Below are 25,153 nucleotides of genomic sequence, written 5' to 3' on the forward strand. Positions count from 1 at the left end.
GCACCGTAATTTTTGATTGTTCGGCGGGGCTGATCGATCCATGTTGCCCAGAGTTCTCGACCCGTGCAAGCGCCATTCCAGCAAGGAACGCGCCAAGTTGCACCGCTGTGCAGCAATGCTGACCGGCAATTTATGGGGCGAAAGGCGCACGGGCGACATTGGACTTTCGGCCGGTGAGGCCGCGAAAATGAGGGTGGAAACGGCCCGCCGGCGCCCATTCGCGCCGACAATTTGATTGACCATATCCGCCGATTGCGGAAGCCCGTGTCCGGCCCCAGGTCTCAGGTCGCTTGCGTCGCACACCATGTCGCGGCGATACTGTGTGACGCCGCTCGAATCTCATCCGGAGGGGACATGAAAGTTAATATCGAAATCGACTGCACCCCCCTTGAGGCCCGCCAGTTCTTCGGATTGCCGGACGTGATGCCGATGCAGACCGCTGTGATGGACAAGCTGCAGCAGCAGATGATGTCCAACATCGAAAAGGTCTCGCCGGAATCGCTGATCCAGAGCTGGTTCACCTTCGATCCCAAGATCGCGGAACGGTTTCAGGATATGTTCGTGACCATGGCCGGTCTCGGTAGCCCGCGCAGCAGCGACAAGAAGAAATAATGCCGGCCACGCGCGACGAGGCGCCAGGCAAGGGCCGGCTCCGTCCGCCGGCCATTGGCCTGTTGCTCGCAGAGGCGCGGAGCCTGTTCGAATTCAACGCCAGCGTCCTGCTGTCGCCACTGCTGATGCGCGCGCCCAGGGGCGACGGCCATCCCGTGCTGGCGCTGCCGGGCTTTCTCGCCAGCGATCTGTCGATGGCGCCGATGCGGCGTTATCTCGGCGAACTCGGCTATGAGCCGCATGCCTGGCGAATGGGGCGCAATCTCGGCGGGCTGGCGCGAATGCGAGAAGCCCTGCGCATGCGCCTCACCGAAATCCACGCTGCAAGCGGACGGAAGGTCAGCCTGGTCGGATGGAGCCTCGGCGGCGTTTATGCGCGCGATCTCGCGCTCCACGCGCCCGACATGGTCCGCTCCGTCATCACGCTCGGCAGCCCCTTCGCCAACGATGTGCGGGCCACCAATGCGACGGCGCTCTACGAGGCGCTGTCCGGCGAGCGGGTCGAGGATCTCGCCGAGCTGCGCGATGCGATCGCCGGCGATCTTCCGGTGCCGGCGACGTCGATCTATTCGCGCACGGACGGCGTCGTGAATTGGCGGACTTGCCTGCTACACCCCTCCGATCGGGCCGAGAATATCGAGGTGCATCTGGCAAGCCATATCGGGCTCGGGGTGAACCCGGCCGCGCTATGGGCCGTGGCGGATCGCCTTGCGCAACCCGAGGGGGAGTTCTGGCCATTTGACCGGGCCGGTCCGTTTGCCATTGCATATGCCCCGCCGGAGCGGGCAGTATCGGCCTGACGAGAAGCGCCAGTAAAGGCGCCCGTCGAATACAAGCGGAGGGAACTATGGCTGACGGTAAGAAGCTGTCGTCGCTGGACGCGTCATTTCTGTATCTGGAAACGCCGGAAATGCCGATGCATGTCGGCAGCATGGCGATCTTTCGCCTGCCTGACGATTACAAGGGCGACTTCTTCGAAGATTTCAAGGCGATGATCGTCTCGCGGTTGCACATCGCGCCGATCCTCAAGGCACGCCTGGAGAAGGCGCCGCTCGACATCGATCATCCGACCTGGGTCGAGGACGATCAGTTCGACATCGACCGTCATATCTTCCGCGCCAGCCTGCCGGCGCCGCGCGATCGCGCCACGCTCGAGCGCATCGTCGGCTGGATGCATGCCAAGCTCCTGAACCGTGCTCGCCCGCTCTGGGAGTTCTACGTGTTCGAAGGCATGAAGGACAACGAAGTCGGGCTCTATTCCAAGATGCACCATGCCGCGATCGACGGTGGTGCCGGTGCGGCACTGACCAACATGATCTACGACATCTCGCCGATCCCGCGGAAGGTCGATCCGCCCGTGGGCGGCGCAAAGCCGGGCCAGGAACCGCGCGACATCGCGGCGAACCTGCTCGATTCCTATCAGCAGCTCTTCACCCAGCCGCTCGATGCCTCGGCGGCGGCGAAGAACCTGCAACTGCCCCGCACCGGCAAGAGCGACATCGGTTCGATCCTGTTCGACAACGCGATGTACCAGATCGAGAGCGCGGTGCGTTTTGCCGGCAATATCCCGACCATGGTCAAGAGCGTTTCCGACGTGCTCGGCAAGATTTCCGATCCGAAGTCGCGCGAGAGCCTCGCCAGCATGGTGTCGCCGCCGACCATGCTCAACAAGTCGATTTCGTCGGAGCGCAGCTTTGCCGGCGTATCGATCTCGCTGTCCCGCTCCAAGGCGCTGGCCAAGCAGGCCGGCGGCAAGCTCAACGACGTGGTGCTGGCGCTCGCCTCCGGCGTGGTCCGCCGCTATCTGCAGCAATACGGTACGCTACCGGCAAAATCGCTCACCGCCGCCGTGCCGATTTCGCTGCGCGAGGAGGGCAACACCGAGGCCAACAACCAGGTGTTCGGGATGATTTGCTCGATCGCGACCAACATCGATGATCCCAAGGCGCGGCTGGAGGCCATCATCGCGCAATCGACGAAATCCAAGGAGATGTCGCATCCGCTGCGGGCGCTGATGCCGCAGGTGTCCAACATCTCGATGCTGGGCGCGCCGATCATCGTCCAGATCATGGCGCTGCTCTACAGCCGCTCCGACCTCTCGGACGTGCTGCCGCCGGCGGCGAACATCACGGTGTCAAACGTGCCGGGGCCGCGCCAGACGCTCTATGCCGCAGGTGCCGAGCTGCTGCACATCTTCCCGGTGTCGATCTCGACACATGGGCAGGCGCTCAACATCACTGTGCAGAGCTACCGCGACCAGCTCGATTTCGGCTTCATCGTCGGCGCCAACATCATTCCGCACGTGCAGGTGATGTGCGACATGCTGCCGGAGGAGTTTGCCGCGCTGGAAGCGGCCTATGCGCCACCGGCGGCCGACGTCAAGGGCGCGGCCGAATAGGAAGTTTGCCAGGATTTTTGCAATGATCGAAATGCCGCCGCTCAAGTTCGCGCAGACGAACGGAATCCGCATGGGCTATTACGAGGCGGGCCCCGTCACCGACAAGCCGCCGGTGGTGCTATGCCATGGCTGGCCCGAACTGGCCTTCTCGTGGCGCCATCAGATCAAGGCGCTGAGCGAGGCCGGCATTCGCGTGATCGCGCCGGACCAGCGCGGCTATGGCGCCACCGACCGGCCCGAGCCGGTCGAGGCCTATGACATGGAGCATTTGACCGGCGATCTCGTCAGCCTGCTCGATCATCTCGAGATCGAGAAGGCGATCTTCGTCGGCCATGATTGGGGCGGCTTCGTCGTCTGGCAAATGCCGTTACGGCATCCCGCGCGTGTTGCTGGCGTCGTCGGTGTCAACACACCGCATTGGGACCGCGCGCCGATCGACCCGATCGCACTGTTCCGGCAGCGCTTCGGCGACCAGATGTACATTGTCCAGTTCCAGGATCCCGCGCGCGAGCCGGACAGGATCTTCGGCAGCCGCGTCGAGCAGACCTTTGACGCCTTCATGCGCAAGCCACTGACGCGACCGCCGGCGAAATCAGACGAGGAGCCGGTCGCGGGCGTCGGTGCCTCGTCGAAGACCAATCTGGCGTTTCCGCAGATGATCGCGGCCTACGACGCCAAGGTCGATCCGCGTACGCCGATCCTGTCGGCCGACGAGAGACAAGTGTTCGTCGACACCTTCACGAAGACCGGCTTCACCGGCGGCATCAACTGGTATCGCAACTTCACCCGCAATTGGGAGCGGTCGCAGGGGCTCGATCACCACATCAGCGTGCCGTCGCTGATGATCATGGCCGAGAACGACGCGGTGCTGCCGCCGTCGGCGGCCGACGGCATGGAGAAGCTGGTGGCGGATCTCGAGAAGCATCTGGTGAGGGACAGCGGCCATTGGACGCAGCAGGAGAAGCCGGAAGAGGTCAGCGCCAAGCTGATCGAATGGCGTAGAAGGCGGTTTGGCTAGCTCGTCATTGCGAGCGGGGGGAAGCGTAGCAATGTCATCGAAGAACCGTCTGGACCCGATTCCGCATCCGCCGACCAAGCCGGTGGTCGGCAACATGCTCTCGCTGGACTCGGCCGCGCCGGTGCAGCACCTGACGCGGCTTGCCAAGGAGCTCGGCCCGATCTTCTGGCTCGACATGATGGGCTCGCCGATCGTCGTCGTCTCCGGCCACGATCTCGTCGACGAACTTTCCGACGAGAAGCGCTTCGACAAGACCGTGCGCGGCGCGCTGCGGCGCGTGCGCGCGGTCGGCGGCGATGGCCTGTTCACGGCGGATACCAAGGAGCCGAACTGGAGCAAGGCGCACAACATCCTGCTGCAGCCGTTCGGCAACCGCGCCATGCAGTCGTATCACCCGAGCATGGTCGATATCGCCGAGCAGCTCGTGCACAAATGGGAGCGGCTCAACGCCGACGACGAGATCGACGTCGTCCACGATATGACCGCGCTGACGCTGGATACGATCGGGCTGTGCGGTTTCGACTATCGCTTCAACTCGTTCTACCGGCGCGATTACCATCCCTTCGTCGAGTCGCTGGTGCGCTCGCTCGAAACCATCATGATGACGCGCGGCCTGCCGTTCGAGCAGCTCTGGATGCAGAAGCGCCGGAAGACGCTGGGCGAAGACGTCGACTTCATGAACAAGATGGTCGACGAGATCATCGCCGAGCGCCGCAAGAGCGCGGAAGGGATCGACGACAAGAAGGACATGCTGGCCGCGATGATGACCGGCGTCGACCGCTCGACCGGCGAGCAGCTCGACGACGTCAACATCCGCTACCAGATCAACACCTTCCTGATCGCGGGCCACGAAACCACCAGCGGCCTGCTGTCCTATACGCTCTACGCGCTGCTCAAGCATCCGGACATTCTCAAGAAGGCCTATGACGAGGTCGACCGCGTCTTCGGGCCCAATGTCGATGCCAAGCCGACCTACCAGCAGGTGACGCAGCTCACCTACATCACGCAGATCCTGAAAGAGGCGCTGCGGTTGTGGCCGCCGGCGCCGGCCTATGGCATCTCGCCGTTGAAGGACGAGACCCTCGGTGGCGGCAAGTACAAGCTCAGGAAGGGCACATTCACCACGATCCTGGTGACGGCGCTGCATCGCGATCCCGCGGTCTGGGGGCCCAATCCCGATGCGTTCGATCCAGAAAACTTCAGCAAGGAAGCCGAGGCCAAGCGGCCGATCAACGCCTGGAAGCCGTTCGGCAACGGCCAGCGCGCCTGCATCGGTCGCGGCTTCGCCATGCACGAGGCCGCGCTCGCGCTCGGCATGGTGCTGCAGCGTTTCAGGCTGATCGACCATCAGCGCTACCAGATGCATCTGAAGGAAACGCTGACGATGAAGCCCGAGGGCTTCAAGATCAAGGTGCGTCCGCGCGCGGATCGCGAGCGCGGCGCCTATGGCGGGCCGGTCGCGGCAGCGGCTTCGGCGCCGCGGGCGCCCCGTCAGCCGACCACGCGGCCCGGTCACAATACGCCGATGCTGGTGCTGTACGGCTCCAATCTCGGCACCGCGGAAGAACTCGCGACGCGCATGGCCGATCTCGCGGAGATCAACGGCTTTGCCGTGCATCTCGGTCCGCTCGACGACTACGTCGGCAAGCTGCCGCAACAGGGCGGCGTGCTGATCATCTGCGCCTCCTACAATGGCGCGCCGCCCGACAATGCGACGCAGTTCGTCAAATGGCTCGGCGACGATCTGCCGAAGGATGCCTTTGCCAAGGTCCGCTACGCCGTGTTCGGCTGCGGCAACAGCGACTGGGCCGCGACCTATCAATCGGTGCCGCGGTTCATCGACGAGCAATTGTCGAAGCATGGCGCACGTGCGGTCTATCCGCGCGGCGAGGGCGACGCGCGCAGCGATCTCGACGGCCAGTTCCAGAAGTGGTTCCCGGCCGCCGCTCAGGTCGCGACCAAGGAATTCGGGATCGACTGGAATTTCACCCGCACCGCGGAGGACGATCCGCTCTACGCGATCGAGCCGGTCGCGGTGACCGCCGTCAACACTATCGTCGCCCAGGGCGGCGCGGTGGCGATGAAGGTGCTGGTCAATGACGAGCTGCAGAACAAGGCTGGCGCCAATCCGTCGGAGCGCTCGACGCGTCATATCGAGGTGCGGCTGCCGGCCAACGTCACCTACCGCGTCGGCGATCATCTGAGCGTTGTCCCGCGCAACGATCCGACCCTGGTGGATTCGGTTGCCCGCCGCTTCGGCTTCCTGCCGGCCGACCAGATCAGGCTTCAGGTCGCCGAGGGCCGCCGCGCGCAATTGCCGGTCGGCGATGCCGTGTCGGTCGGTCGCCTGCTCAGCGAGTTCGTCGAGCTGCAGCAAGTGGCGACACGCAAGCAGATCCAGATCATGGCCGAGCACACCCGTTGCCCCGTCACCAAGCCGAAGTTGCTGACCTTCGTCGGCGAAGAGGCCGAGCCGCTCGAGCGTTACCGCAGCGAAATTCTGGCGAAGCGCAAATCGGTGTTCGACCTGCTGCTCGAATATCCCGCCTGTGAATTGCAGTTTCACGTCTACCTGGAAATGCTCTCGCTGCTGGCGCCGCGCTACTACTCGATCTCGTCCTCGCCATCGGTCGATCCAGCGCGCTGCAGCGTCACGGTCGGCGTGGTCGAAGGGCCGGCGGCGTCGGGGCGTGGCACCTACAAGGGCATTTGCTCAAACTATCTCGCCAACCGCCGCGCGGGCGATACGGTCTACGCGACCGTGCGCGAGACCAAGGCCGGCTTCCGGCTTCCGGATGATCCATCCGTGCCAATCATCATGATCGGCCCCGGCACGGGACTGGCACCGTTCCGCGGTTTCCTTCAAGAGCGTGCCGCGCGCAAAGCCAAAGGCGCCGCGCTCGGTCCTGCCATGCTGTTCTTCGGCTGCCGCCACCCCGATCAGGACTTTCTCTATGTGGATGAGCTGAAGGCGCTCGCTGCAAGCGGGATCACCGAGCTGTTCACCGCGTTCTCGCGTGCGGACGGACCGAAGACCTATGTGCAGCACGTCCTTGCTGCGCAGAAGGACAAGGTCTGGCCACTGATCGAGCAAGGCGCGATCATCTATGTCTGCGGCGACGGCAGCAAAATGGAGCCCGACGTGAAGGCGGCGCTGGTCGCGATCCATCGCGAGAAGAGCGGTAGCGATGCGGCTGCCAGTGCGCGTTGGATCGAGGAGATGGGCGCGAAGAACCGTTATGTGCTGGACGTCTGGGCCGGCGGATAGCTCGGGTCGTAGGGTGGGTTAGCGAAGCGTAACCCACCGTCCTTCGGCCAATGCAGAACGAAGTAGGTGGGTTACGCCTTCGGCTAACCCACCCTACGAATTGCGATCGTGCTAAAGCACTCCCATGATTCCCTGGGAAAAGATCGACACCGCCAAAATCCCCGGCTCCGACGAGGAGCTCCGCCTGATGCGGCGGGGCAAGGAGTTTTCGATCAAGCTCGGCACCAACGAGCTGATGAACAACCGCCTGTCGGGTTCCGAGGCCGCGCTCGCAACGCTTGCGGCGAAACAGCTCGAGACGGTGGCAAAGCCCGTCGTTCTCATCGGCGGCCTCGGCATGGGTTTTACGCTGCGCGCGGCGCTCACTGTGCTCGGAGGCAAGGCGAAAATCGTGGTCTCCGAGCTCGTGCCGGCGGTTGTCGCCTGGGCGCGGGGGCCGATGGCGGAAGTGTTCGGCGACAGTCTCGACGATGCCAGGGTGAGCATCCGCGAGATCGACGTCGGCGAAATCATCCGGGCGAAGAGCGCGGCCTTCGACGCCATTCTGCTTGACGTCGACAACGGGCCGGAAGGTCTGACCCGAAAGGGCAATGACGCGCTCTACAGTGCAAGCGGTTTGGCGGCGGCGAGGACGGCGCTACGGCCGGGTGGCGTGCTTGCGGTCTGGTCGTCGGGGCCCAACCCCGCCTTCACCAAGCGCCTCGGGCGTGCCGGCTTCGATGTCAATGAAGTCGCTGTCCGCGCCACCGGCCGGGGCGGTGGCGCGCGTCATGTGATCTGGATTGCGAAGAAGAACTAGAACATCGTGTTGTTGTTCGCCGGATTGTCCGGGATCGGCTGAACGACGTCCCAATGTTCGACGATCTTGCCGTTCTCCAGCTTGAAGATGTCGACGATCGCGTTGCCTTTGGTGCCGGGTTCGCGAACCGCGTTGACATGAAGGATGACGTAGTCGCCATCGACGAATGAGCGCTTGATCTCGCTGTGCGAGTTCGGGAACTTTTCACGCAAGAAGCCGATGAACTTTCGGAAGCCCTCCGGTCCATCGGCAGCGTTCGGATTGTGCTGGACGTAACGGTCGCCAACATAGGCGAGCGCTGCGTCGACGTCCTTCTGATTGAGACCTTTCTCGTAGAAGGCCAGCACGGCTTTGCGATTGGCCTCTTCCTGCGCGCTGCCGGCCATCGCGGCGGCGCTGGTGAGGGACAGCATGAGAGCCGAAGCGGCGACCATTGCCGCGGACCGAACGGTGAGATGCATGTGAGCTCCAAGAGGCCGCGGCCCCTGTCTTGCGATTGAGGGAGGCTTCTATAGCCCTCGTGCCGTCTGACGTTAAGAGAGTAACCGTCAGCTCACATGGTCACCGCAAGGAGACCGGTGGTGTGGTTTACGCCGCTTTCGCCGCCGCACCATGCGCATGTTTGTCGATGGCGTCGATGATCTCGGGCCAGAACCGCATCGGCAGCGCATGACCCATACCCTCGATCATCAACAGCTTCGCACCCGGAATTGACTCGGCCGTGTCCTTGCCGCCCTCGGGACGGACCAGCGGATCGACGGTGCCGTGGATCACGAGCGTCGGCGTCTTGACGCCGTGCAGTCTCTCCTTGCGGCTGCCAGAGGCGAGCACGGCGCGGAGCTGCCGGCCGACGCCGGCCGGATTGAGACCGCGCGCGAAGACCCGTTCGGCCCGGCCGGGATCGAGCGCTTCCTCCTCCGGAAAGGATCCGGCGCGCAAGACCTTCCAGGTCTCGCCGAAGCGGGTGATGAACTCTTCCTTGCTGCGCGGCGGCGGCGCCATCAGCATGGCGGAGGCCTCCCGTGTCGGCGGCGGCACGCGCGGATTGCCGGTGGTCGACATGATCGAGGTCAGCGAGCGCACGCGCTGTGGAAACGACAGCGTCACCTCCTGTGCGATCATGCCGCCCATGGACGCTCCGACCAGATGCGCCGACCTGATGCCCAGCGCGTCCATCAGGCCGACCGTGTCCTTGGCCATGTCGATCAGCTTGTAGGTTGCGGCCACGGGAATCCGGAGGAAGCGAAGCTTGAGCAGCTCGAGCGGCGTCAGCCGCTTGCCGCCGGTGAGATGGCTCGACTTGCCGATGTCGCGGTTGTCGAACCGGATCACGCGAAAGCCGCGCGCGGCGAGCTGCTCACAGAACGCATCGTCCCAATGGATCATCTGCGCGCCGAGCCCCATGATCAGCAGCAGCGGCTCGGCGTTGTCGTTGCCGAAAATCTCGTAGCAGATGTCGATGCCGTTGGCGCGGAGGGTCTGGGGCGGCTGATGGGCGTTCACAGGCGTGTTCCCTTAACTTTGACCAATTTGGCTTTTGATCAATGCTGTATCGCACGGTTTCCCGCGGCAAAGAAGCCGTGTGCGCGGCACCCGCCGCTTGCCGGTTGACCGGCACCCCGCAACGGTGTGGTATGGCGGGAAAAGAAGGGCACAAGCCCTCCACATCGGGAGGATGCTGATGACCGACAAGATCACCGATCCGGTCGCCTTGTGGCAGAAGATGGTCGGCGACATGGAGAAGGGCTTCAACTCCTTCGCCACCAAGGCGATGGAGACGCCCGAATTCTCGCAGGCGATGAATCGTGCCGGCGGCGCTGCTGCAGGTGCTCAGAAGCAGTTCGGCGATCTCATGGAGAAGTACCTGCTCTCCATGAACCTGCCGAGCCGCGAGCAGATGACCGGCATCGCCGAGCGGTTGCAGTCGATCGAGGGGCAGCTCGGCGAGATCAGGTCGATGCTGAGCCAGATGTCGGCTCATTCAAGTGGATCGTCGATCGATGCCGCACCGCGGCCGCCGCGCACAAAACGTCCGCCATCCGAAGGCGGAGAGCAAAAATGAACGCGCCGACGGGACTTGATTTCGCAGCAATCCCGGAGCGCATCCAGTCCGAGGTGCAGCGCGCGATCCAGCGCAGCATCAAGGGCGTCGAATATTTTTCGACCTCCGGTCCGACGCTCGGATCGACGCCGAAGGACGTGCTGCACTCGCGCGGTACGATGAGCCTCTACCACTATCGGTCGATGTCGGACGAGATCTACCGCGTGCCGGTGCTGGTGGTCATGGCGACCACCAACCGCGGCTACATCCTCGATCTCGTGCCGGGCCAGAGTTTTATCGAGTTCCTGCTCAAGCGCGGCTACGACGTCTACATGCTCGACTGGAGCGCGCCGCGGCCGGAGGAGAAGAGCCTGCGGATGGAGGACTATGTCCTCGACTTCATCCCGGATTGCGTCCGTCGCGTGCAGGCCGATTCCGGCGAGCAGGATGTCTCCGTCATCGGCTATTGCTTCGGCGGCGTGTTGTCACTGCTCTACGGCTCGATCTTCCCGGACGGGCCGATGAAGAACTTGATCTGCTTCACCACGCCGATCGACTTCCGCGAGATGAAGCTGTTCTCGAATTTCTCAGACCGCCGCTATTTCGATGTCGACCGTCTTGTCGACAGTGTCGGCAATGTGCCGCCTGAGATGATCCTGTCGTCATTCGAGATGCTGCGCCCGGCCTCGCGCGCAGTGAGCCAGATCCAGCTCTGGGAAAACATCTGGAATGATGAGTTCGTGAAATCGTACCGGATGTTCGACCGCTGGGCGACCGACACGCTGCCGCTCGCGGGCGAATATTTCCGCACCATCACCAAGGACCTGATGTGGGACAACAAGCTGTTCAACGACACCATGTCGGTTGGTGGCCGCGCGGCGAAGCTCGAGAACATCAGGGTGCCGATGCTGCACGCGGTCGCCGAGCACGATCACATCGTCCCTTATGAGGCCGCAAAGCATCTGATCGCGAAGATCGGCTCCGCGGACAAGGAAGAGGTGATGCTGAAGGGCGGTCACGTCTCGCTGGTTGCCGGCGCCAACGCGGTGAAGCGGCTGTGGCCGAAACTGGATTCCTGGCTGGGAAAGAGATCGACATGAGTGAGCAGCGTGCCTATCCGCGTCGCGTCAAGACGGACGCCGGCGATATCGAGATCCGTCTGATGTCGCCTGCGGACGAAGCCGCGGTGCTCGCCTTCGGCAAGGGCCTGCCGACGCATGACCTGCTGTTCCTGCCGCGCAACATCAGTGAGCCGAAAGTGCTGTCCGCCTGGGTCAAGGAGATCGAGCGTGGCGCGATCCAGAGCCTGCTCGCGGTGAAGGACGGCAAGGTCGTCGGTTGCGGCACGCTGGTGCGCGATCCCCACTCCTGGTCGCCCCATGTCGGCGAGATCCGCATGGTGGTGTCGCAGGACGTGCGCGGGAAGGGGGTGGGGAAGGCGCTGTCGCAGGAGACCTTTGCGCTTGCGCTCGGGGCCGGCCTGGAAAAGCTCTCGGTCCAGATGACGGTCGACCAGCAGGCGGCGATCGCGCTGTTCGAGAGCCTCGGCTTCAAGGCCGAGGCGCTGCTGCGGGACCATGTCCGGGATGTCGCCGGCAAGACCCATGACATCGTCGTGCTCGGCCACAACATCGCGCAGGTCCAGGCCCAGATGGAGGCCTATGGGCTGCCAGGCGCCGTCCAGCACTAGAAGCGCCGTCCGGCACTGGGTCATCATCCGGCGACCAAAAACCGGAAAACAACCCCATGCACAGTAGGGGTTGGCTACGAAGGCATCAGAATGCCTCCCGTTAAGGCTGTTCACGGTTTCGTGATATCGCAGTGCAATAAGAATATTGCATCGCACAATTAACTATGCCATATAAGCCGTGCCCCGGGCCAAAACCGGACGGGGTGAGCCCATAGCTCAGCCCAATGAGGATGGAGAGACCCCAATGACCACCGAAACCAACACCGCTTTCGAAGGCTTCAAGGACGCGTTCAAGAACATCCAGAACCTGGAAGTTCCCGAAGCGGCCCGTGAGTTCGTCAAGAAGACTGCCAACACTGCCAAGGACCGTGCTGCCGAGGCTTTCGCTGGCTCCGAGCGCGTGACCGCCGCCGTCGAGAACGCGGTGACCGAGTCCGTCGCCGAGGCCGGCAAGATCAGCCGCAACATCCAGCAGGCGATCTATGACGACGCCCAGGCGTTCTTCGCCGGCATCGACCAGCTCGCGTCCGCCAAGTCGTTCAGCGAAGCCGTCGAGATCCAGTCGAGCCTGTTCCGCGCCCGCGGCGAAGCCTTCGTTTCGCGCGCCAAGGCGACCACCGACTATCTCGGCAAGCTCGCCGCCAACGGTGCGAAGTCCGCTCAGGACAACTTTGCCAAGGTCTACACCAAGACCGCCTGATCCGGCGCCTTGAGACAAACTGAATTTGAGGCCCGCTTCGGCGGGCCTTTTGTTTTTGCGCTGCTGTCATCGCGAGGTTCGAAGCGACGAAGCAATCCAGAGGCTTTCTGCGGAAAGAGCCAGGATTGCTTCGCTTCGCTCGCAATGACGAGTAGGGTGATGCAGTGATGAATCCACCCGCCAGCTTCTCCTTCGATACTCCCGGCGATGCCGAACGCGCGGCCGAATTGCGCCGCGTCAAGATGCTGGCGACGCTGGTGCTGGCCTCGACACTTCTGCTGTTCATCGTCGCGAAGTGGTTGTTGTCCGTGCACCCCGTGTTCGGCTTCATCGCCGCCTTCGCGGAGGCTGCGACCATCGGCGGGCTCGCCGACTGGTATGCCGTGGTCGCGCTGTTCAAGCGGCCGCTGGGCCTGCCGATCCCGCATACCGCGATCATCCAAAGTAACCAGGCGCGCATCGCCGACAAGCTCGGCGAGTTCATCCAGGTCCACTTCCTCGAGGCCGGCCCGGTCGAAGCCAAGTTGAATGAAATCGACTTTGGCTCCTTCGTTGCCGACTGGCTGCGCGACCGTAAGCGCAGCGACGATCTTGCGCGCTTCGCGTTGCGCCTTCTGCCGGAAGCCGTCTCCGCAACGGAAAGCTCCGGCCTGATGACCTTCATCATCCGGCGCATGTCCTCGCAACTCCAGGCCATCGATCTCGCGCCGCTCGTCGCCGGCACGCTGCGCGGCTTCGTTGCGGAGGGGCGGCACCAGATCCTGTTCGACGATCTCCTGCGCGTGATGCACGAGACGCTGAACCAGAAAGAGACGATGGCGATGATCCGCGAGAAGGTACGCGCGGAGTTGCCGACCCTGCTCAAGCTCTACCGCGCCGACAAGTTTCTGGTGACCAAGATCGTGTCGTCGGCGACCGCCTTCTTCAATGAAGTGCGCAGCGATCCCAAGCATCCGTTCCGCGGCGAGTTCGACCGCATGGTGCTGGGCTTCGTCGACCGGCTCGGCACTGACCAGGCCTATGTCGATCGCATCGACGGATTGAAGCGCGATCTGCTGGCGCGTCCCGAGCTTGCCGATCTGGCCCGCACCGTCTGGACCAACACGCGCTCCTTCATCGAGCGCAGTGCGTCCGGCGAAACGCAGGTGCTCCAGCATCATCTCGCCGGGATGTTCGTTTCGGCCGGCGATGCGCTCGCCGGCGATGCCGAACTGCGTGGCGAGATCAACAAGGGCCTGGTGACGGTGCTGCGCAGCTTCGTCGCCGACCAGAAGAGCGGGGTCTCGACCTTCATCTCCGATCAGGTCAAGGCATGGGACATGGCGCAGCTGATTTCGCTGATCGAAATCAACATCGGGCGCGACCTGCAATACATCCGCTTCAACGGCTCGCTGATCGGCGGGCTCGCTGGTCTTGTGCTCTACTCCGTAGAATTCCTGCTCCGATTGTTGTGACTTTTGCGTCACGCCCGTTAGCATTAACGCGCAGGCCTATTGTGGCGTCGTGCTGCAGCGGGTTGAATGTCGGGAACCGGCCGCCTAGCTGATTCATGTTGCGCTGCGGAACGTTCAAGAAGCCGGCGTATTGGAATCCATGCCCATTGCCGGCATCGCGGCCGGCGGGCTCTTCAGGAATTCTTGCCCAAGGGATCCATTGATGACCGCTATTGCCCAGACGCTGCGTCCGCCGTCCCGTACTCTGATGTTTCTGGAAGGGCGCGCGATCCACGAGTTCGGTGCATTCCTCGGCGCGCTGCCGCTCTTGAGCCTCGCACCGCGCGGCGATGGGCATCCGGTGCTGGTGCTGCCGGGCCTGGTGGCCTCCGACGTCTCCACGCGTGCACTGCGCTCGTTTCTGACCAGCAAGGGCTATGCGGTGAGCGGCTGGCGTCAGGGCCGCAATTACGGCCTGCGCGAGGGCGTGCAGCACGCGATGGTCGATCTGGTCGAGGAGCTCAGCGACAAGCACGGCCGCAAGATCAGCCTCGTCGGCTGGAGCCTGGGCGGCCTCTATGCGCGCCAGCTTGCCAAGATGATGCCCGAGCGCGTGCGTCAGGTGATCACGCTCGGCAGCCCCTTTGCCGGCGATCCCCGGTCGACCAATGCATGGCAGGTCTATGAGTGGGTAAGCGGGCAGAAGTCTGATCGGGTCGATCCTCAGTTCGGCGGCGAGCTTGCCGTGCCGCCGCCGGTGCCGACCACCGCCATCTTCAGCCGCACCGATGGCGTCTGCGCCTGGCAAGGCTGCATGGAGAAGGCGGGCGCGCAGACCGAGAGTATCGAGGTCGAGAGCAGCCATTGCGGCATGGGCCATCATCCCGCCGTCGTCTATGCCGTCGCCGACCGTCTCGCGCAGAAGGAAGGCCAGTGGCGGCCGTTCGATCGCAGCGGCTGGCGCAGCCTCGTGTATCCCGATCCGCACAGGTAGAAAGCGCATGCGCGGCTGCTTATCCTGGTAGAGGACAGTCACCTTGGGTGCTTGGGGAACTGGCGTTTTTGATAACGATGGCGCCTGCGATTTCGCATTCACTGTTGCTGAGGGCGGTGGCATCGACACCTTGACCGAAGCAATCGATCGTGTGGCATCGATTGGAAATGGTTACCTTGAAGCTCCGGACGCTGAGGATTGCCTTGCTGCCGCCGACATCATTGCGAGATTGAGGGGGAGTCCCGGGGAGCAGACGGCGTATACAGCCAAGATAGATTCGTGGATCGCCAACTCGAAGGCCACGATTTCGGATGAGTTGGCAGAGAATGCCAAACGGTCAGTCGCCCGAATTCTCGTCGAACCTTCCGAGCTCCTCGAACTCTGGGGTGAGTCTCGAGATTTCGACGATTGGAAGCGTCGCGTAGAGGAAGTGATCCTACGCCTCTAGACTGCCTGCCGTGCTGCCAAGGAAGCGACATCCCATTGATTGGATTGTTCGCCCCACGCAAATCGCGCTATGCGTGAAGCATGGCGCATCCGCTCTCTCGCATTATCGACCAGCTCAAGCGTGAGCCGTCACGCACGGGCTCCATCGTCATCACCATGTTCGGCGATGCCGTCGTGCCGCGCGGTGGTTCGGTGTGGCTTGGCACGCTGCTGGCGTTCTTCGAGGGCCTCGATATCGACGGCAGCGTGGTGCGCACCGCTATGTCGCGGCTCGCTGCCGATGGCTGGCTGACCCGCGAAAAGGTCGGTCGCAACAGCTTTTATCGTCTGGCCGAGAAGGGCCGCGAGACGTTCGAGGCCGCGACGCGCCACATCTACGATCCGCCGCCGTCGGACTGGACCGGTCGCTTCGAGCTGCTGCTGATCGGCAATGGCTGGGATCGCGATGCCTCGCGCGAGGCGCTGCGCAATGCCGGCTTCGGCAGCCCTCTGCCTGGCGTCTGGGTCGCTCCGTCGGGCGTTCCGGTGCCGGAGGAGGCTGCGGGCGCCATCCGGCTCGAAGTCTCGGCTGAGGATGACAGCGGGCGCCGCCTGCTCAGCGCGAGCTGGCCGCTGGAGCGCACTGCGGATGCCTATCTGAAGTTCATGAAGACGTTCGAGCCGCTGCGCGCCGCGATCGCGCGCGGCACGGTGCTATCGGAGGCCGATGCCTTCACCGCGCGCATCCTGCTGATCCACTATTACCGCCGCGTCGTTCTGCGCGATCCGCTGCTGCCGGAGAGTCTTCTGCCGGCGGATTGGCCGGGCAGAGCTGCCCGCGAGCTCTGCGGCGAGATCTATCGCGCGCTGCTGGCGCCGTCCGAACAATGGCTTGATAGCCATGGAACCAACGAGAAGGGGGCGCTTCCGCCGGCGAGAAAGCTTCTGGAGAGGAGGTTCGAGGCCTGATTTATATGTTACAGAAATATCTTGCATGAAGTAATTTTTGTTATATATTGCCTCCCAATAAAACGGGAGGATGCGCATGTATACCCAGGCGCTGAACACGGCCGAGACCGACGATCGCGGTCTTGAGGACGCGGCCAAGGCCGCGCAGTTCCAGGCTCGCATCGATGCCGAAGAGCGCATCGAGCCGAACGACTGGATGCCGACCGCCTATCGCAAGACGCTCACCCGCCAGATCTCTCAGCACGCTCATTCCGAAATCGTCGGCATGCTGCCCGAAGGCAACTGGATCACGCGCGCGCCGACGCTGCGCCGCAAGGCGGCGCTGCTCGCCAAGGTGCAGGACGAATGCGGCCACGGGCTCTATCTCTATGCGGCTGCCGAGACGCTCGGCACCTCGCGCGAGGAGCTGGTCGACGCCATGCTGGCCGGCAAGGCCAAATATTCCTCGATCTTCAACTATCCGACGCTGACCTGGGCCGACATCGGCACCATCGGCTGGCTGGTCGACGGCGCCGCCATCATGAACCAGATTCCGCTGTGCCGCTGCTCCTACGGTCCCTATGCGCGCGCCATGATCCGCGTCTGCAAGGAGGAATCGTTTCACCAGCGCCAGGGCTACGAGATCATGCTGACGTTGTGCCGCGGCTCGGACGAGCAGAAGGCGATGGCGCAGGACGCACTGGACCGCTGGTGGTGGCCGGTCTTGATGATGTTCGGCCCGCCGGACGCGACGAGCCAGCACAGCGACACCTCGACGAAGTGGAAGATCAAGCGCTTCTCCAATGACGAGCTGCGCCAGAAGTTCGTCGATGCCACGGTGCCGCAGGCGCAATATCTCGGCCTCACCATTCCCGATCCCGGAATGACGCAGGATGCGGAGGGGCACTGGCGCTATAGCGAGATCGACTGGACCGAGTTCAAGCAGGTGCTCGCCGGCAATGGCCCCTGCAATCGCGACCGCATGGCCGCGCGCCGCAAGTCGCACGCCGAAGGCGCCTGGGTGCGCGAGGCCGCTGCGGCCTATGCAGCCAAGCGCGCGCAGCGCCAGACCGCGCAAGCTGCGGAATAAGGAGATCGATATGGCCACGCCGAATACGCCGCTGTGGGAAGTCTTCATTCGCAGCCGCAACGGGCTCGCGCACAAGCATGTCGGCTCGCTGCATGCGAGCGATGCCACCATGGCGCTGCAAGCCGCACGCGACATCTACACCCGCCGCGGCGAGGGCCTGTCGATCTGGGTCGTGCCGTCGACCGCGATCACCGCGAGCGACCCCGCCGAGAAGGGCATGATGTTCGAGCCGGCGGAATCGAAGATCTACCGGCACCCGACGTTTTATGAGGTGCCGGAAGAAGTAGGGCACATGTGATGCCCGCCGCCAACATCCAGGTCACCGAAACGCCGCTGGTGCTCTACGCCCTGCGCCGTGCCGACGACGCCCTGATCCTCGGCCACCGGCTGTCGGAATGGTGCGGGCACGCGCCGATGATGGAAGAGGACATGGCGCTCTCCAACATCGCGCTCGACCTCATCGGGCAGGCCCGCGAGCTCTACGGCTACGCCGCCAAGACCGAAGGCAGGGATAACGACGAGGACAAGCTCGCCTATTTGCGCGACGTCAGGCAGTACCGAAATCTGCTGCTGGTCGAGCAGCCGAACGGCGATTTCGCCCAGACACTGGTGCGGCAGTTCTTTTATTCGGCCTTCGCCGATCTCTACTGGCGCGCCATGATGAATTCGCGCGACGAGACGCTCGCGGCGATCGCCGCCAAGTCGGAGAAGGAGAGCGCTTATCATCTGCGTCATGCCTCGGAATGGATCATCCGGCTCGGTGATGGCACGGAAGAAAGCCACGTCCGCGCGCAAGCCGCGATCGATCACTTCTGGGCCTTCACGGGCGAAATGTTTGCCGTCGATGAAGGTGAGCGTGCCCTGATCCATGCCGGCATTGCCGTGGATCCCGGCACCTTGCGTGGCCGATGCCTGACGACACTGTCCGATGTCGTTGGTGAAGCAACGCTTCACTTGCCCCACAATGACTGGATGCAGCAGGGTGGCCGTGCAGGCCGCCACAGCGAGCATCTCGGTCATCTCCTGTCCGAGCTGCAATCGATGCAACGCACTTTCCCGGGGCAGACATGGTGACGGCCCTGGAGCACGACAGCGAGTTGCACCAGCGCGCCTGGGACGCCGCGGGCAGCGTTGTCGACCCCGAAATTCCGGTGCTGACCATCGCCGATCTCGGCGTGCTCCGCGATGTCGTTCTCGACGGCGATCACGTCGAGGTCGCGATCACGCCGACTTATTCGGGCTGTCCGGCCATGAACATGATCGCGCTCGAAATCGAGATCGCGCTGGAACGCGCGGGCTTCCGCGAGCCCAAAGTGCGCACCGTGCTGTCGCCGGCCTGGACCACCGACTGGATGAGCGAAGAGGGACGCCGGAAGCTGCACGCCTACGGCATCGCGCCGCCGCAATCGTCAAACTCGCGTCGCGCGCTGTTCGGCGAGCAGGCCATCACGTGCCCGCAATGCGATTCGAGGGAGACCGAGCTGCTGTCCGAATTCGGCTCGACCTCCTGCAAGGCGCTTTGGCGCTGCAAGTCCTGCCGTGAACCCTTCGACTATTTTAAGTGTCATTGACCATGTCAGCAGCCGCACCGCGCTTCCATCGCCTGGCCGTCAACGATCTCCGCCGCGAGTCGTCGGACGCCGTTTCGATGACGTTCGCCATCCCGCGCGAACTTGCCGACGACTATGCCTTCAGCCCCGGCCAGTATCTCACGTTGCGCACCACGCTCGACGGTGAGGAGGTGCGCCGCTCATATTCGATCTGCTCGGGCCCCGACGACGGCGAAATCCGCATCGCCGTGAAGAAAGTCGACGGCGGCGCGTTCTCGAGCTGGGCGGCAGACGAGTTGAAACATGGCGACGAGCTCGACGTCATGACGCCGACGGGCCGTTTTGGCGTCGTCTCTCCGGCCGAAGCCGGGCGCATCCATGTCGGCTTTGCCGCAGGCTCCGGCATTACGCCGATCCTGTCGATCGTCAAAGGCGTGCTGGCGCGTGAACCGGACAGCCGCTTCTTCCTGTTCTACGGCAACCGCGCGACTGACAACATCATGTTCCTCGAGGCGCTCGAGGAGCTGAAAGACCGCTTCATCGACCGCCTCTCGATCTTCCATGTCATCTCCGGCGAGGAGCAGGACATCCCGATCCTGCATGGCCGGCTCGATGGGGACAAGGTGAGGGTGCTGTTGCGCTCGCTGGTGCCGGCCGAAAGCGTCGATCACGTCTTCGTCTGCGGGCCATCAGGCATGAGCGACGAGATCGAGGCGACTTGCCGCGACCTCGGCATTGCTGACGATCGCATCCACGTCGAACGCTTCGTGTCCGAGTTCGGCGGCAAGCCGCGACCGAAGAAGGCCGTCGCCGCCGATGCGCCGCCGAAAGCGATCGCCTCCCTGATCATCGATGGCAAGCGGCGGGATGTGCCGGTTGCCGAGGACGAGGCGATCCTCGATGCTGCGTTGCGCGCCGGCGTCGATCTTCCCTTCGCCTGCAAGGGCGGCATGTGCTCGACCTGCCGCGCCAAACTGGTCGAGGGCGAGGCGCCGATGGACCTCAATTATTCGCTGGAGCCGTGGGAGCTGAAGGCCGGCTTTGTGCTCACCTGCCAGGCCAAGCCATCGTCGGAGCGGGTCGTGGTCGATTACGACCACGTTTGACAGTGTTGGCCAACCAGCAGAACATCATGAGCAAGCAATTGGCCGGGAGAAGCGCGTGAACGTCAAAGCCGCCCTGTCGCCTGAAGATGTTGCCCGCGCCTGCGCCGATGCGATGTGGGCGGAGGACGATGCCTCCAAGGGCCTCGGCATGGAAATCGTCGAGGTCGGCCCGGGCTATGCGACGCTCGCCATGACGGTGCGGCCGGACATGGTCAACGGCCAGCGCATCGCACATGGCGGCTTCATCTTCACGCTCGCCGATTCCGCGTTCGCTTTTGCCTGCAACTCCCACAACGATCGTGTGGTCGCCGCACAAGGCCAGATCACGTTCATCAAGCCCGGCAAGCTCGGCGACCGCCTCGTTGCGAAGGCACGCGAGGTCACCCGAAGCGGCCGCTCCGGCATCTACGACGTGCGCGTTACCGCGGGCGACACTGTCATCGCAGAATTCCGCGGGCATTCGCGTGTCATTCCCGGCACGTGGCTGCCGGCGCAAGACCAATAAGCAGAAGAACACATCAATGTGGGGAGACGAAGATGGCTTCGACGAAGCCCAGGGAAGGCGGCCACGTCTATAGGGCTGAGCTGGATGCGCAGGAGCGCGCGTCGCGCGACGAGATCATGGCGTTGCAGAAGCAGCGCCTGGCCTGGTCGCTGAAGCACGCCTACGACAACGTCGCGCATTATCGCAACGCCTTTGACAAGGCCGGCGTGCATCCGTCCGACTTTCGCGAGCTTTCCGATCTCGCAAAGTTTCCGTTCACGGTGAAGACGGATCTCCGCGACAACTACCCTTTCAACATGTTTGCCGTGCCCCGCGAAAAACTGGTGCGCGTGCATGCGTCCTCCGGCACGACGGGCAAACCGATCGTGGTCGGCTACACCCGAGCCGACATCGAGACCTGGTCGGAGGTGATGGCGCGCTCGATCCGCGCGGCCGGCGGTCGCACCGGCATGATCATCCATAACGCCTATGGCTATGGTCTCTTTACCGGCGGGCTCGGCGTGCATTACGGCGCCGAGAAGCTCGGCTGCACCGTGGTGCCGATCTCCGGCGGCATGACCGAGCGGCAGGTGCAGCTCATCAACGATTTCCGCCCTGATATCATCACGGTGACGCCGAGCTACATGCTGGCGATCCTCGACGAGTTCAAGCGGCAGAAGCTCGACCCGCGCCAGTGCTCGCTCAAGGTCGGCATCTTCGGCGCCGAGCCCTGGACCAACGCCATGCGCGGCGAGATCGAGGACGCCTTCGACATGGATGCGACCGACATCTATGGCTTGTCCGAAGTGATCGGCCCGGGCGTCGCGCAGGAGTGCATCGAGACCAAGGATGGCCTGCACATCTGGGAAGACCATTTCTATCCCGAGGTGATTGATCCCCAGACCGGCGCGGTGCTGCCGGACGGCGAGAAGGGCGAACTGGTGTTCACCTCGCTCACCAAGGAAGCCTTTCCGGTGATCCGCTATCGCACCCGCGATCTGACGCGGCTGCTGCCGGGCACGGCGCGACCGGGCATGCGGCGCATGGAGAAGGTGACGGGCCGCTCGGACGACATGATCATCCTGCGGGGTGTCAACCTGTTCCCGACCCAGATCGAGGAGGTGCTGCTGGCCACCGACTGGTGCGGCGGGCACTTCATCCTCGAACTGACCCGCGAAGGCCGCATGGACGAGCTGACCATCATCGCCGAGGCACGCCCCGAAAGCTGGGATGGCAGAGGCCTCGTCGACCACGCCGAGCGAATCTCGACCCACATCAAGAACACGATCGGCATCAGCTCGAAGGTGCAGGTGGTCGCGCCCGCGACGCTGGAGCGCTCGCTCGGAAAGGCCAAACGGCTCTACGACAAGCGGCCGAAGGATTAAGTCTCCACCCTCATGGTGAGGAGGCGCGGTGCGCCGTCTCGAACCATGCAGGCCCGGCTGCTGCGGGGCCTGCATCCTTCGAGACGCCTGCTTCGCAGGCGCCTCAGATGAGGGGAGGCGGTTGACTTGACCGCCCCCAAAGGCGACAAGGCCCGCGAGAAATCGCGGGTCTTTTCCATGTCGCCAGCCGATACAAAAACCGTCGAGGCGCGCTGTGTCCGCCTCAATGCCAAGGCCGAAAACGCCGCTGCGATTTCGCCGGGCGTCGAGCGTCATACGCTCACGCGCGGCCCGAACGATCTCCTGATCGAGGTCAAGGCCGCCGCCGTCAATCCTTCCGACGTCAAGGCTGCCACGGGGCTGATGCCCTATGCCGTGTTCCCGCGGACGCCAGGTCGTGACTACGCCGGCGTGGTGATTGACGGGCCGGCCGGCACGATGGGGCGCGAAGTGTTCGGCTCCTCCGGCGATCTCGGCATCCGCCGCGACGGCACCCATGCGAGCCATCTCGTCGTCGAAGCTGACGCCGTGGTGGAGAAGCCGAAGACGGTGTCATGGGAGGAAGCTGCCGGCATCGGCGTGCCCTTCGTCACCGCGATGGAAGGCTTTCGTCGCGCCGGCATTCCGAAGCCCGGCGAGACGGTGATGGTGTTCGGCGTCAACGGCAAGGTCGGGCAATCAGCGGTGCAGATCGCGACCTGGCAAGGCGCGCGTGTGATCGGTGTGGTACGCAAGGCGGAAGCCTATGAAGGCCATAGCAACGCGCCGATCGAGGTGATCGACGCCTCCGCAATCGATGTCGCCACACGCGTGCGCGAACTGACCGGCGGCAAGGGCGCCGACATTGTCTTCAATACGGTCGGCGATCCCTACTTCCAGGCCGCGCACAAGTCGCTCGCGCTTCGTGGCCGCCAGATCCTGATCGCCGCGATCGACCGCATCGTGCAGTTCAACATCCTCGAATTCTATCGGGGCCAGCACACCTATGTCGGCATCGACACGCTGGGCCTGTCGTCGATCGCGACGGGCGGCGTGCTGCGCGATCTCGGTCCGGGCTTTGCGAGCGGTCACCTCAAACCGTTCCCGATCAAGGCGAATGCGGTCTATCCGCTCGAACGCGCCAGGGAGGCCTACGTCGCGGTCGCCGGCTCCTCGCGGGATCGCGTGATCCTGAAGCCGTAATCATGGAGTCATCCACCCAACTCGTCATCCTCGCCGGCCTCGTCATCGGCCTCATCTATGGCTCCGTCGGCCTGCTCAGCGGCTTCTGCCTGATGAGCAGCATGCGCGGGTGGCTGGCGGAGGGGGACGGGCGGCTGGTTCGGAGTTATGCGTTGGCAATTGCCGTTGCGGTCGCCGCGAGCCAATTCCTCGCCGGCAAAGGCATGGTCGATCTCGGCAAATCGATCTACCTGCAGGCAACCTTCTCGGCGCCGGTGCTGTTTCTCGGCGGCCTCCTGTTCGGCTACGGCATGGTGCTCTCGAACGGCTGCGGCTCGCGCGCACTGGTGCTGCTCGGGCGCGGCAATCTTCGCTCCTTCGTCGTCGTGATCGTGCTCGCCATTGCGGCGCAGATGACGCTGAAGGGTTTGATTGCGCCGGCACGTATTGCGCTGGTTCAGGCTTCCCAAGCGACGTTCAGCGCCAATTCGCTGCCCACACTGCTCGCGATGCTTGGTCTCAGCGAAGCCGTTGGGCGCGCGCTGGCCGCTGCCGCGATCATCATTGCGTTGATCCTGTTTGCTTTCGCCCATCCGGCGTTTCGCCGTTCGCCGGGCCAGATTGCGGCGGGCGTCATCGTCGGCCTTCTCGTCGCCGGCGGCTGGTACGCCACCGGCTATCTCGGCGCCGATGATTTCAATCCGGTCCCGGTGACGTCGCTCACTTTCATCGCGCCGATCGCCGACAGCCTGCAATACGCGATGCTGTCGACCGGCCTGACGCTCAACTTCGGCATCGCAACGGTGGCCGGTGTCTTCTCCGGCAGTCTGGTGACGGCGCTCGCGACGGGCCGCTTCCATCTCGAAGGCTATTCATCGCCACGCCATATGCTGCGCTCGGCCGGTGGTGCCGCGCTGATGGGGATCGGCGGCGTGATGGCATTCGGCTGCTCGATCGGGCAGGGGCTCACCGGCGTCTCGACGCTCGCAATAGGCTCGTTCATTGCGGTCGCCGGCATCCTGCTCGGGGCAAGTGCAGGCCTGCGCGGTGCGCTGCGCGTTCAGCCGCTCGCGGTGGCCTGACGGCGCAGCAGCCGGTCGCCCAGCGTGGCCAGGCCAATGCCGGTCACGATCAGCGCGGCTGCAATGACAAGGCTCATCTCGATCGGCTCACCCAGCAATATTGCCGCGCTGGCGATACCGACGAGCGGCGTCCCGGTGGTGCCGAGCGCCGTGGTCAGGGCCGAAATGCTCTTGTTGACCATCGACATCGCCCAGTAGGCCAGCGCTGTTCCGATCAGGCCGGAATACAGGAATAGCAACACAAGCTTCCAGGACCATTCCGCGTGCGGCACGCCGTCGGTGACCAACGCCGAGCCGGTCAGGATGATCGTTGCCACCAGCACCTGCCAGATCAGAAGCTGGAGCGGGGACGCGATCCAGCGATGCGCGCGGATATAGATGATGTTCGCGGCCCAGGAGATCGCGGCCAGGATCACCATGCCTGCGCCGAGCACGACGTTGGCGTTGGTCCAGTCGATCGACGTCGGGTTCAGGATCACGGCTAGCCCGATCAGTCCGAGTAGGGCACCGACGAGCTTCGGTGCGGTCAGGGTCTCTTTTCCCAGCAAGGGTGCCGCGATCGCCACCCAGAGCGGCGTGGTGTAACCGAGCACGATGGCCTTGCTCGCAGGCAGAAAGCGTACGCCGGCCGCAACCAGGACCGAGAAGATCGTCATGTGCAGCAGCGCCACACTCAGGACCACGGGAATGTCGCGCCGCTCCGGGATCACCAGATTGTTGCTGAGGCCAAGGATCACGAACAAGCCGGCGAGCGCGATCCAGCTCCGGATCGCCGACGTCCAGAGGGGCGGAAGGAATTGCACGAGCTGCTTGGTGATCGACCAGTTCACGCCCCAGGCCAGCACGACGATCAGGAACAGGCCGATGGCCGTGCGCGGGGCGAGGGACGAGTTCATCGCAGAATCCTTGAAGCTGTGCGGTCTGCGGGATAGCATCCCGTCTGGCACCTGAAAAAGTGCCAGATCTGA

The 25,153-nt window shown here is 63.8% G+C and carries 26 protein-coding genes; 23 read left to right on the forward strand and 3 right to left on the reverse strand.

Annotation, left to right across the window (positions count from 1 at the left end):
* Positions 1 to 354: 354 nt before the first annotated feature.
* From NLM32_RS16380 to NLM32_RS16405, 6 genes are all read left to right on the forward strand, one after another.
* The gene (locus NLM32_RS16380; protein ID WP_254129974.1) at positions 355 to 612 is read left to right on the forward strand and encodes a DUF6489 family protein; all 258 of its coding nucleotides are present in this window, start codon (positions 355 to 357) and stop codon (positions 610 to 612) included.
* Positions 612 to 1,412: a triacylglycerol lipase gene (locus NLM32_RS16385; protein ID WP_254129975.1), complete on the forward strand. Its 801-nt coding sequence runs from the start codon at positions 612 to 614 to the stop codon at positions 1,410 to 1,412. Before NLM32_RS16380 ends, NLM32_RS16385 begins: the two co-directional genes overlap by 1 nt.
* Before the next feature lie 47 nt (positions 1,413 to 1,459).
* Positions 1,460 to 3,010, forward strand: coding sequence for a wax ester/triacylglycerol synthase family O-acyltransferase (locus NLM32_RS16390; RefSeq protein WP_254129976.1), 1,551 nt, complete (start codon positions 1,460 to 1,462; stop codon positions 3,008 to 3,010).
* A 22-nt stretch (positions 3,011 to 3,032) separates the two neighbouring features.
* The gene (locus tag NLM32_RS16395) at positions 3,033 to 4,028 is read left to right on the forward strand and encodes an alpha/beta fold hydrolase (protein ID WP_254129977.1); all 996 of its coding nucleotides are present in this window, start codon (positions 3,033 to 3,035) and stop codon (positions 4,026 to 4,028) included.
* Positions 4,029 to 4,059: 31 nt separating this feature from the next.
* Complete coding sequence (locus NLM32_RS16400; RefSeq protein WP_254129978.1) at positions 4,060 to 7,296, forward strand: bifunctional cytochrome P450/NADPH--P450 reductase; 3,237 nt, start codon at positions 4,060 to 4,062, stop codon at positions 7,294 to 7,296.
* A gap of 124 nt (positions 7,297 to 7,420) precedes the next feature.
* Positions 7,421 to 8,095 (forward strand): spermidine synthase, encoded by a 675-nt coding sequence (locus NLM32_RS16405; protein ID WP_254129979.1) that lies wholly within the window; start codon positions 7,421 to 7,423, stop codon positions 8,093 to 8,095.
* Here the strand turns inward: NLM32_RS16405 and NLM32_RS16410 are convergent.
* Positions 8,092 to 8,556, reverse strand: coding sequence for a nuclear transport factor 2 family protein (locus NLM32_RS16410; protein WP_254129980.1), 465 nt, complete (start codon positions 8,554 to 8,556; stop codon positions 8,092 to 8,094). The genes NLM32_RS16405 and NLM32_RS16410 overlap by 4 nt on opposite strands.
* A 127-nt stretch (positions 8,557 to 8,683) precedes the next feature.
* A complete protein-coding gene (locus NLM32_RS16415) occupies positions 8,684 to 9,598 on the reverse strand; it encodes an alpha/beta fold hydrolase (RefSeq protein WP_254129981.1) in 915 nt (304 codons plus the stop codon).
* A gap of 178 nt (positions 9,599 to 9,776) precedes the next feature.
* On the opposite strand from NLM32_RS16415, the gene NLM32_RS16420 reads away from it, so the two are divergent.
* The 17 genes from NLM32_RS16420 (at position 9,777) to NLM32_RS16500 (ending at position 24,185) form a co-directional block, all read left to right on the forward strand.
* Positions 9,777 to 10,157 (forward strand): hypothetical protein, encoded by a 381-nt coding sequence (locus NLM32_RS16420; protein WP_254129982.1) that lies wholly within the window; start codon positions 9,777 to 9,779, stop codon positions 10,155 to 10,157.
* The gene (locus NLM32_RS16425) at positions 10,154 to 11,236 is read left to right on the forward strand and encodes an alpha/beta fold hydrolase (RefSeq protein ID WP_254129983.1); all 1,083 of its coding nucleotides are present in this window, start codon (positions 10,154 to 10,156) and stop codon (positions 11,234 to 11,236) included. The genes NLM32_RS16420 and NLM32_RS16425 overlap by 4 nt, the downstream gene beginning before the upstream one ends.
* Positions 11,233 to 11,826 carry a GNAT family N-acetyltransferase gene (locus NLM32_RS16430; protein WP_254129984.1) on the forward strand — a complete coding sequence of 198 codons (594 nt, stop codon included), beginning with the start codon at positions 11,233 to 11,235 and terminating at the stop codon, positions 11,824 to 11,826. The genes NLM32_RS16425 and NLM32_RS16430 overlap by 4 nt, the downstream gene beginning before the upstream one ends.
* A 244-nt stretch (positions 11,827 to 12,070) precedes the next feature.
* Complete coding sequence (locus tag NLM32_RS16435; RefSeq protein WP_254129985.1) at positions 12,071 to 12,526, forward strand: phasin; 456 nt, start codon at positions 12,071 to 12,073, stop codon at positions 12,524 to 12,526.
* Between the two features lie 167 nt (positions 12,527 to 12,693).
* Positions 12,694 to 13,980: a DUF445 domain-containing protein gene (locus NLM32_RS16440; RefSeq protein ID WP_254129986.1), complete on the forward strand. Its 1,287-nt coding sequence runs from the start codon at positions 12,694 to 12,696 to the stop codon at positions 13,978 to 13,980.
* Positions 13,981 to 14,182: 202 nt separating this feature from the next.
* Positions 14,183 to 14,953, forward strand: coding sequence for a triacylglycerol lipase (locus tag NLM32_RS16445; RefSeq protein ID WP_254129987.1), 771 nt, complete (start codon positions 14,183 to 14,185; stop codon positions 14,951 to 14,953).
* Between the two features lie 43 nt (positions 14,954 to 14,996).
* Positions 14,997 to 15,401 (forward strand): DUF4259 domain-containing protein, encoded by a 405-nt coding sequence (locus NLM32_RS16450; RefSeq protein ID WP_254129988.1) that lies wholly within the window; start codon positions 14,997 to 14,999, stop codon positions 15,399 to 15,401.
* An 80-nt stretch (positions 15,402 to 15,481) separates the two neighbouring features.
* A complete protein-coding gene (paaX, locus tag NLM32_RS16455) occupies positions 15,482 to 16,348 on the forward strand; it encodes a phenylacetic acid degradation operon negative regulatory protein PaaX (protein ID WP_254129989.1) in 867 nt (288 codons plus the stop codon).
* A gap of 76 nt (positions 16,349 to 16,424) precedes the next feature.
* A complete protein-coding gene (gene paaA, locus NLM32_RS16460; RefSeq protein ID WP_254129990.1) occupies positions 16,425 to 17,417 on the forward strand; it encodes a 1,2-phenylacetyl-CoA epoxidase subunit PaaA in 993 nt (330 codons plus the stop codon).
* Between the two features lie 10 nt (positions 17,418 to 17,427).
* Complete coding sequence (gene paaB / locus NLM32_RS16465; protein WP_008136594.1) at positions 17,428 to 17,715, forward strand: 1,2-phenylacetyl-CoA epoxidase subunit PaaB; 288 nt, start codon at positions 17,428 to 17,430, stop codon at positions 17,713 to 17,715.
* Positions 17,715 to 18,491: a 1,2-phenylacetyl-CoA epoxidase subunit PaaC gene (paaC, locus tag NLM32_RS16470; protein WP_254129991.1), complete on the forward strand. Its 777-nt coding sequence runs from the start codon at positions 17,715 to 17,717 to the stop codon at positions 18,489 to 18,491. Before paaB ends, paaC begins: the two co-directional genes overlap by 1 nt.
* A complete protein-coding gene (gene paaD, locus NLM32_RS16475) occupies positions 18,485 to 18,988 on the forward strand; it encodes a 1,2-phenylacetyl-CoA epoxidase subunit PaaD (RefSeq protein WP_254129992.1) in 504 nt (167 codons plus the stop codon). The genes paaC and paaD overlap by 7 nt, the downstream gene beginning before the upstream one ends.
* Positions 18,989 to 18,990: 2 nt before the next feature.
* Positions 18,991 to 20,073: a 1,2-phenylacetyl-CoA epoxidase subunit PaaE gene (gene paaE, locus NLM32_RS16480; RefSeq protein WP_254129993.1), complete on the forward strand. Its 1,083-nt coding sequence runs from the start codon at positions 18,991 to 18,993 to the stop codon at positions 20,071 to 20,073.
* A 55-nt stretch (positions 20,074 to 20,128) separates the two neighbouring features.
* Positions 20,129 to 20,578 carry a hydroxyphenylacetyl-CoA thioesterase PaaI gene (paaI, locus tag NLM32_RS16485; protein ID WP_254129994.1) on the forward strand — a complete coding sequence of 150 codons (450 nt, stop codon included), beginning with the start codon at positions 20,129 to 20,131 and terminating at the stop codon, positions 20,576 to 20,578.
* Positions 20,579 to 20,610: 32 nt separating this feature from the next.
* Positions 20,611 to 21,942: a phenylacetate--CoA ligase PaaK gene (gene paaK / locus NLM32_RS16490; protein ID WP_254129995.1), complete on the forward strand. Its 1,332-nt coding sequence runs from the start codon at positions 20,611 to 20,613 to the stop codon at positions 21,940 to 21,942.
* A 177-nt stretch (positions 21,943 to 22,119) separates the two neighbouring features.
* Positions 22,120 to 23,124, forward strand: coding sequence for a zinc-binding alcohol dehydrogenase family protein (locus NLM32_RS16495; protein ID WP_254135324.1), 1,005 nt, complete (start codon positions 22,120 to 22,122; stop codon positions 23,122 to 23,124).
* Between the two features lie 2 nt (positions 23,125 to 23,126).
* Positions 23,127 to 24,185, forward strand: coding sequence for a YeeE/YedE family protein (locus NLM32_RS16500; RefSeq protein WP_254129996.1), 1,059 nt, complete (start codon positions 23,127 to 23,129; stop codon positions 24,183 to 24,185).
* Here NLM32_RS16500 and NLM32_RS16505 read toward each other — a convergent pair.
* Entirely contained in the window at positions 24,164 to 25,081 is a 918-nt protein-coding gene (locus NLM32_RS16505) for a DMT family transporter (RefSeq protein WP_254129997.1), read from the reverse strand. The genes NLM32_RS16500 and NLM32_RS16505 overlap by 22 nt on opposite strands.
* Positions 25,082 to 25,153: the final 72 nt, after the last annotated feature.

The sequence above is a fragment of the Bradyrhizobium sp. CCGUVB14 genome (genome assembly GCF_024199935.1).
Taxonomy (GTDB): Bacteria; Pseudomonadota; Alphaproteobacteria; order Rhizobiales; family Xanthobacteraceae; genus Bradyrhizobium.

Bases quoted from the DNA above. Each gene is read 5' to 3' on its own strand.
- NLM32_RS16380 (WP_254129974.1), top strand. From the start codon at position 355: ATGAAAGTTAATATCGAAATCGACTGCACCCCCCTTGAGGCCCGCCAG.
- NLM32_RS16385 (WP_254129975.1), top strand. From the start codon at position 612: ATGCCGGCCACGCGCGACGAGGCGCCAGGCAAGGGCCGGCTCCGTCCG.
- NLM32_RS16390 (WP_254129976.1), top strand. From the start codon at position 1,460: ATGGCTGACGGTAAGAAGCTGTCGTCGCTGGACGCGTCATTTCTGTAT.
- NLM32_RS16395 (WP_254129977.1), top strand. From the start codon at position 3,033: ATGATCGAAATGCCGCCGCTCAAGTTCGCGCAGACGAACGGAATCCGC.
- NLM32_RS16400 (WP_254129978.1), top strand. From the start codon at position 4,060: ATGTCATCGAAGAACCGTCTGGACCCGATTCCGCATCCGCCGACCAAG.
- NLM32_RS16405 (WP_254129979.1), top strand. From the start codon at position 7,421: ATGATTCCCTGGGAAAAGATCGACACCGCCAAAATCCCCGGCTCCGAC.
- NLM32_RS16410 (WP_254129980.1), bottom strand. From the start codon at position 8,556: ATGCATCTCACCGTTCGGTCCGCGGCAATGGTCGCCGCTTCGGCTCTC.
- NLM32_RS16420 (WP_254129982.1), top strand. From the start codon at position 9,777: ATGACCGACAAGATCACCGATCCGGTCGCCTTGTGGCAGAAGATGGTC.
- NLM32_RS16425 (WP_254129983.1), top strand. From the start codon at position 10,154: ATGAACGCGCCGACGGGACTTGATTTCGCAGCAATCCCGGAGCGCATC.
- NLM32_RS16430 (WP_254129984.1), top strand. From the start codon at position 11,233: ATGAGTGAGCAGCGTGCCTATCCGCGTCGCGTCAAGACGGACGCCGGC.
- NLM32_RS16435 (WP_254129985.1), top strand. From the start codon at position 12,071: ATGACCACCGAAACCAACACCGCTTTCGAAGGCTTCAAGGACGCGTTC.
- NLM32_RS16440 (WP_254129986.1), top strand. From the start codon at position 12,694: ATGAATCCACCCGCCAGCTTCTCCTTCGATACTCCCGGCGATGCCGAA.
- NLM32_RS16445 (WP_254129987.1), top strand. From the start codon at position 14,183: ATGACCGCTATTGCCCAGACGCTGCGTCCGCCGTCCCGTACTCTGATG.
- paaX (WP_254129989.1), top strand. From the start codon at position 15,482: ATGGCGCATCCGCTCTCTCGCATTATCGACCAGCTCAAGCGTGAGCCG.
- paaA (WP_254129990.1), top strand. From the start codon at position 16,425: ATGTATACCCAGGCGCTGAACACGGCCGAGACCGACGATCGCGGTCTT.
- paaB (WP_008136594.1), top strand. From the start codon at position 17,428: ATGGCCACGCCGAATACGCCGCTGTGGGAAGTCTTCATTCGCAGCCGC.
- paaC (WP_254129991.1), top strand. From the start codon at position 17,715: ATGCCCGCCGCCAACATCCAGGTCACCGAAACGCCGCTGGTGCTCTAC.
- paaD (WP_254129992.1), top strand. From the start codon at position 18,485: ATGGTGACGGCCCTGGAGCACGACAGCGAGTTGCACCAGCGCGCCTGG.
- paaE (WP_254129993.1), top strand. From the start codon at position 18,991: ATGTCAGCAGCCGCACCGCGCTTCCATCGCCTGGCCGTCAACGATCTC.
- paaK (WP_254129995.1), top strand. From the start codon at position 20,611: ATGGCTTCGACGAAGCCCAGGGAAGGCGGCCACGTCTATAGGGCTGAG.
- NLM32_RS16495 (WP_254135324.1), top strand. From the start codon at position 22,120: ATGTCGCCAGCCGATACAAAAACCGTCGAGGCGCGCTGTGTCCGCCTC.
- NLM32_RS16500 (WP_254129996.1), top strand. From the start codon at position 23,127: ATGGAGTCATCCACCCAACTCGTCATCCTCGCCGGCCTCGTCATCGGC.
- NLM32_RS16505 (WP_254129997.1), bottom strand. From the start codon at position 25,081: ATGAACTCGTCCCTCGCCCCGCGCACGGCCATCGGCCTGTTCCTGATC.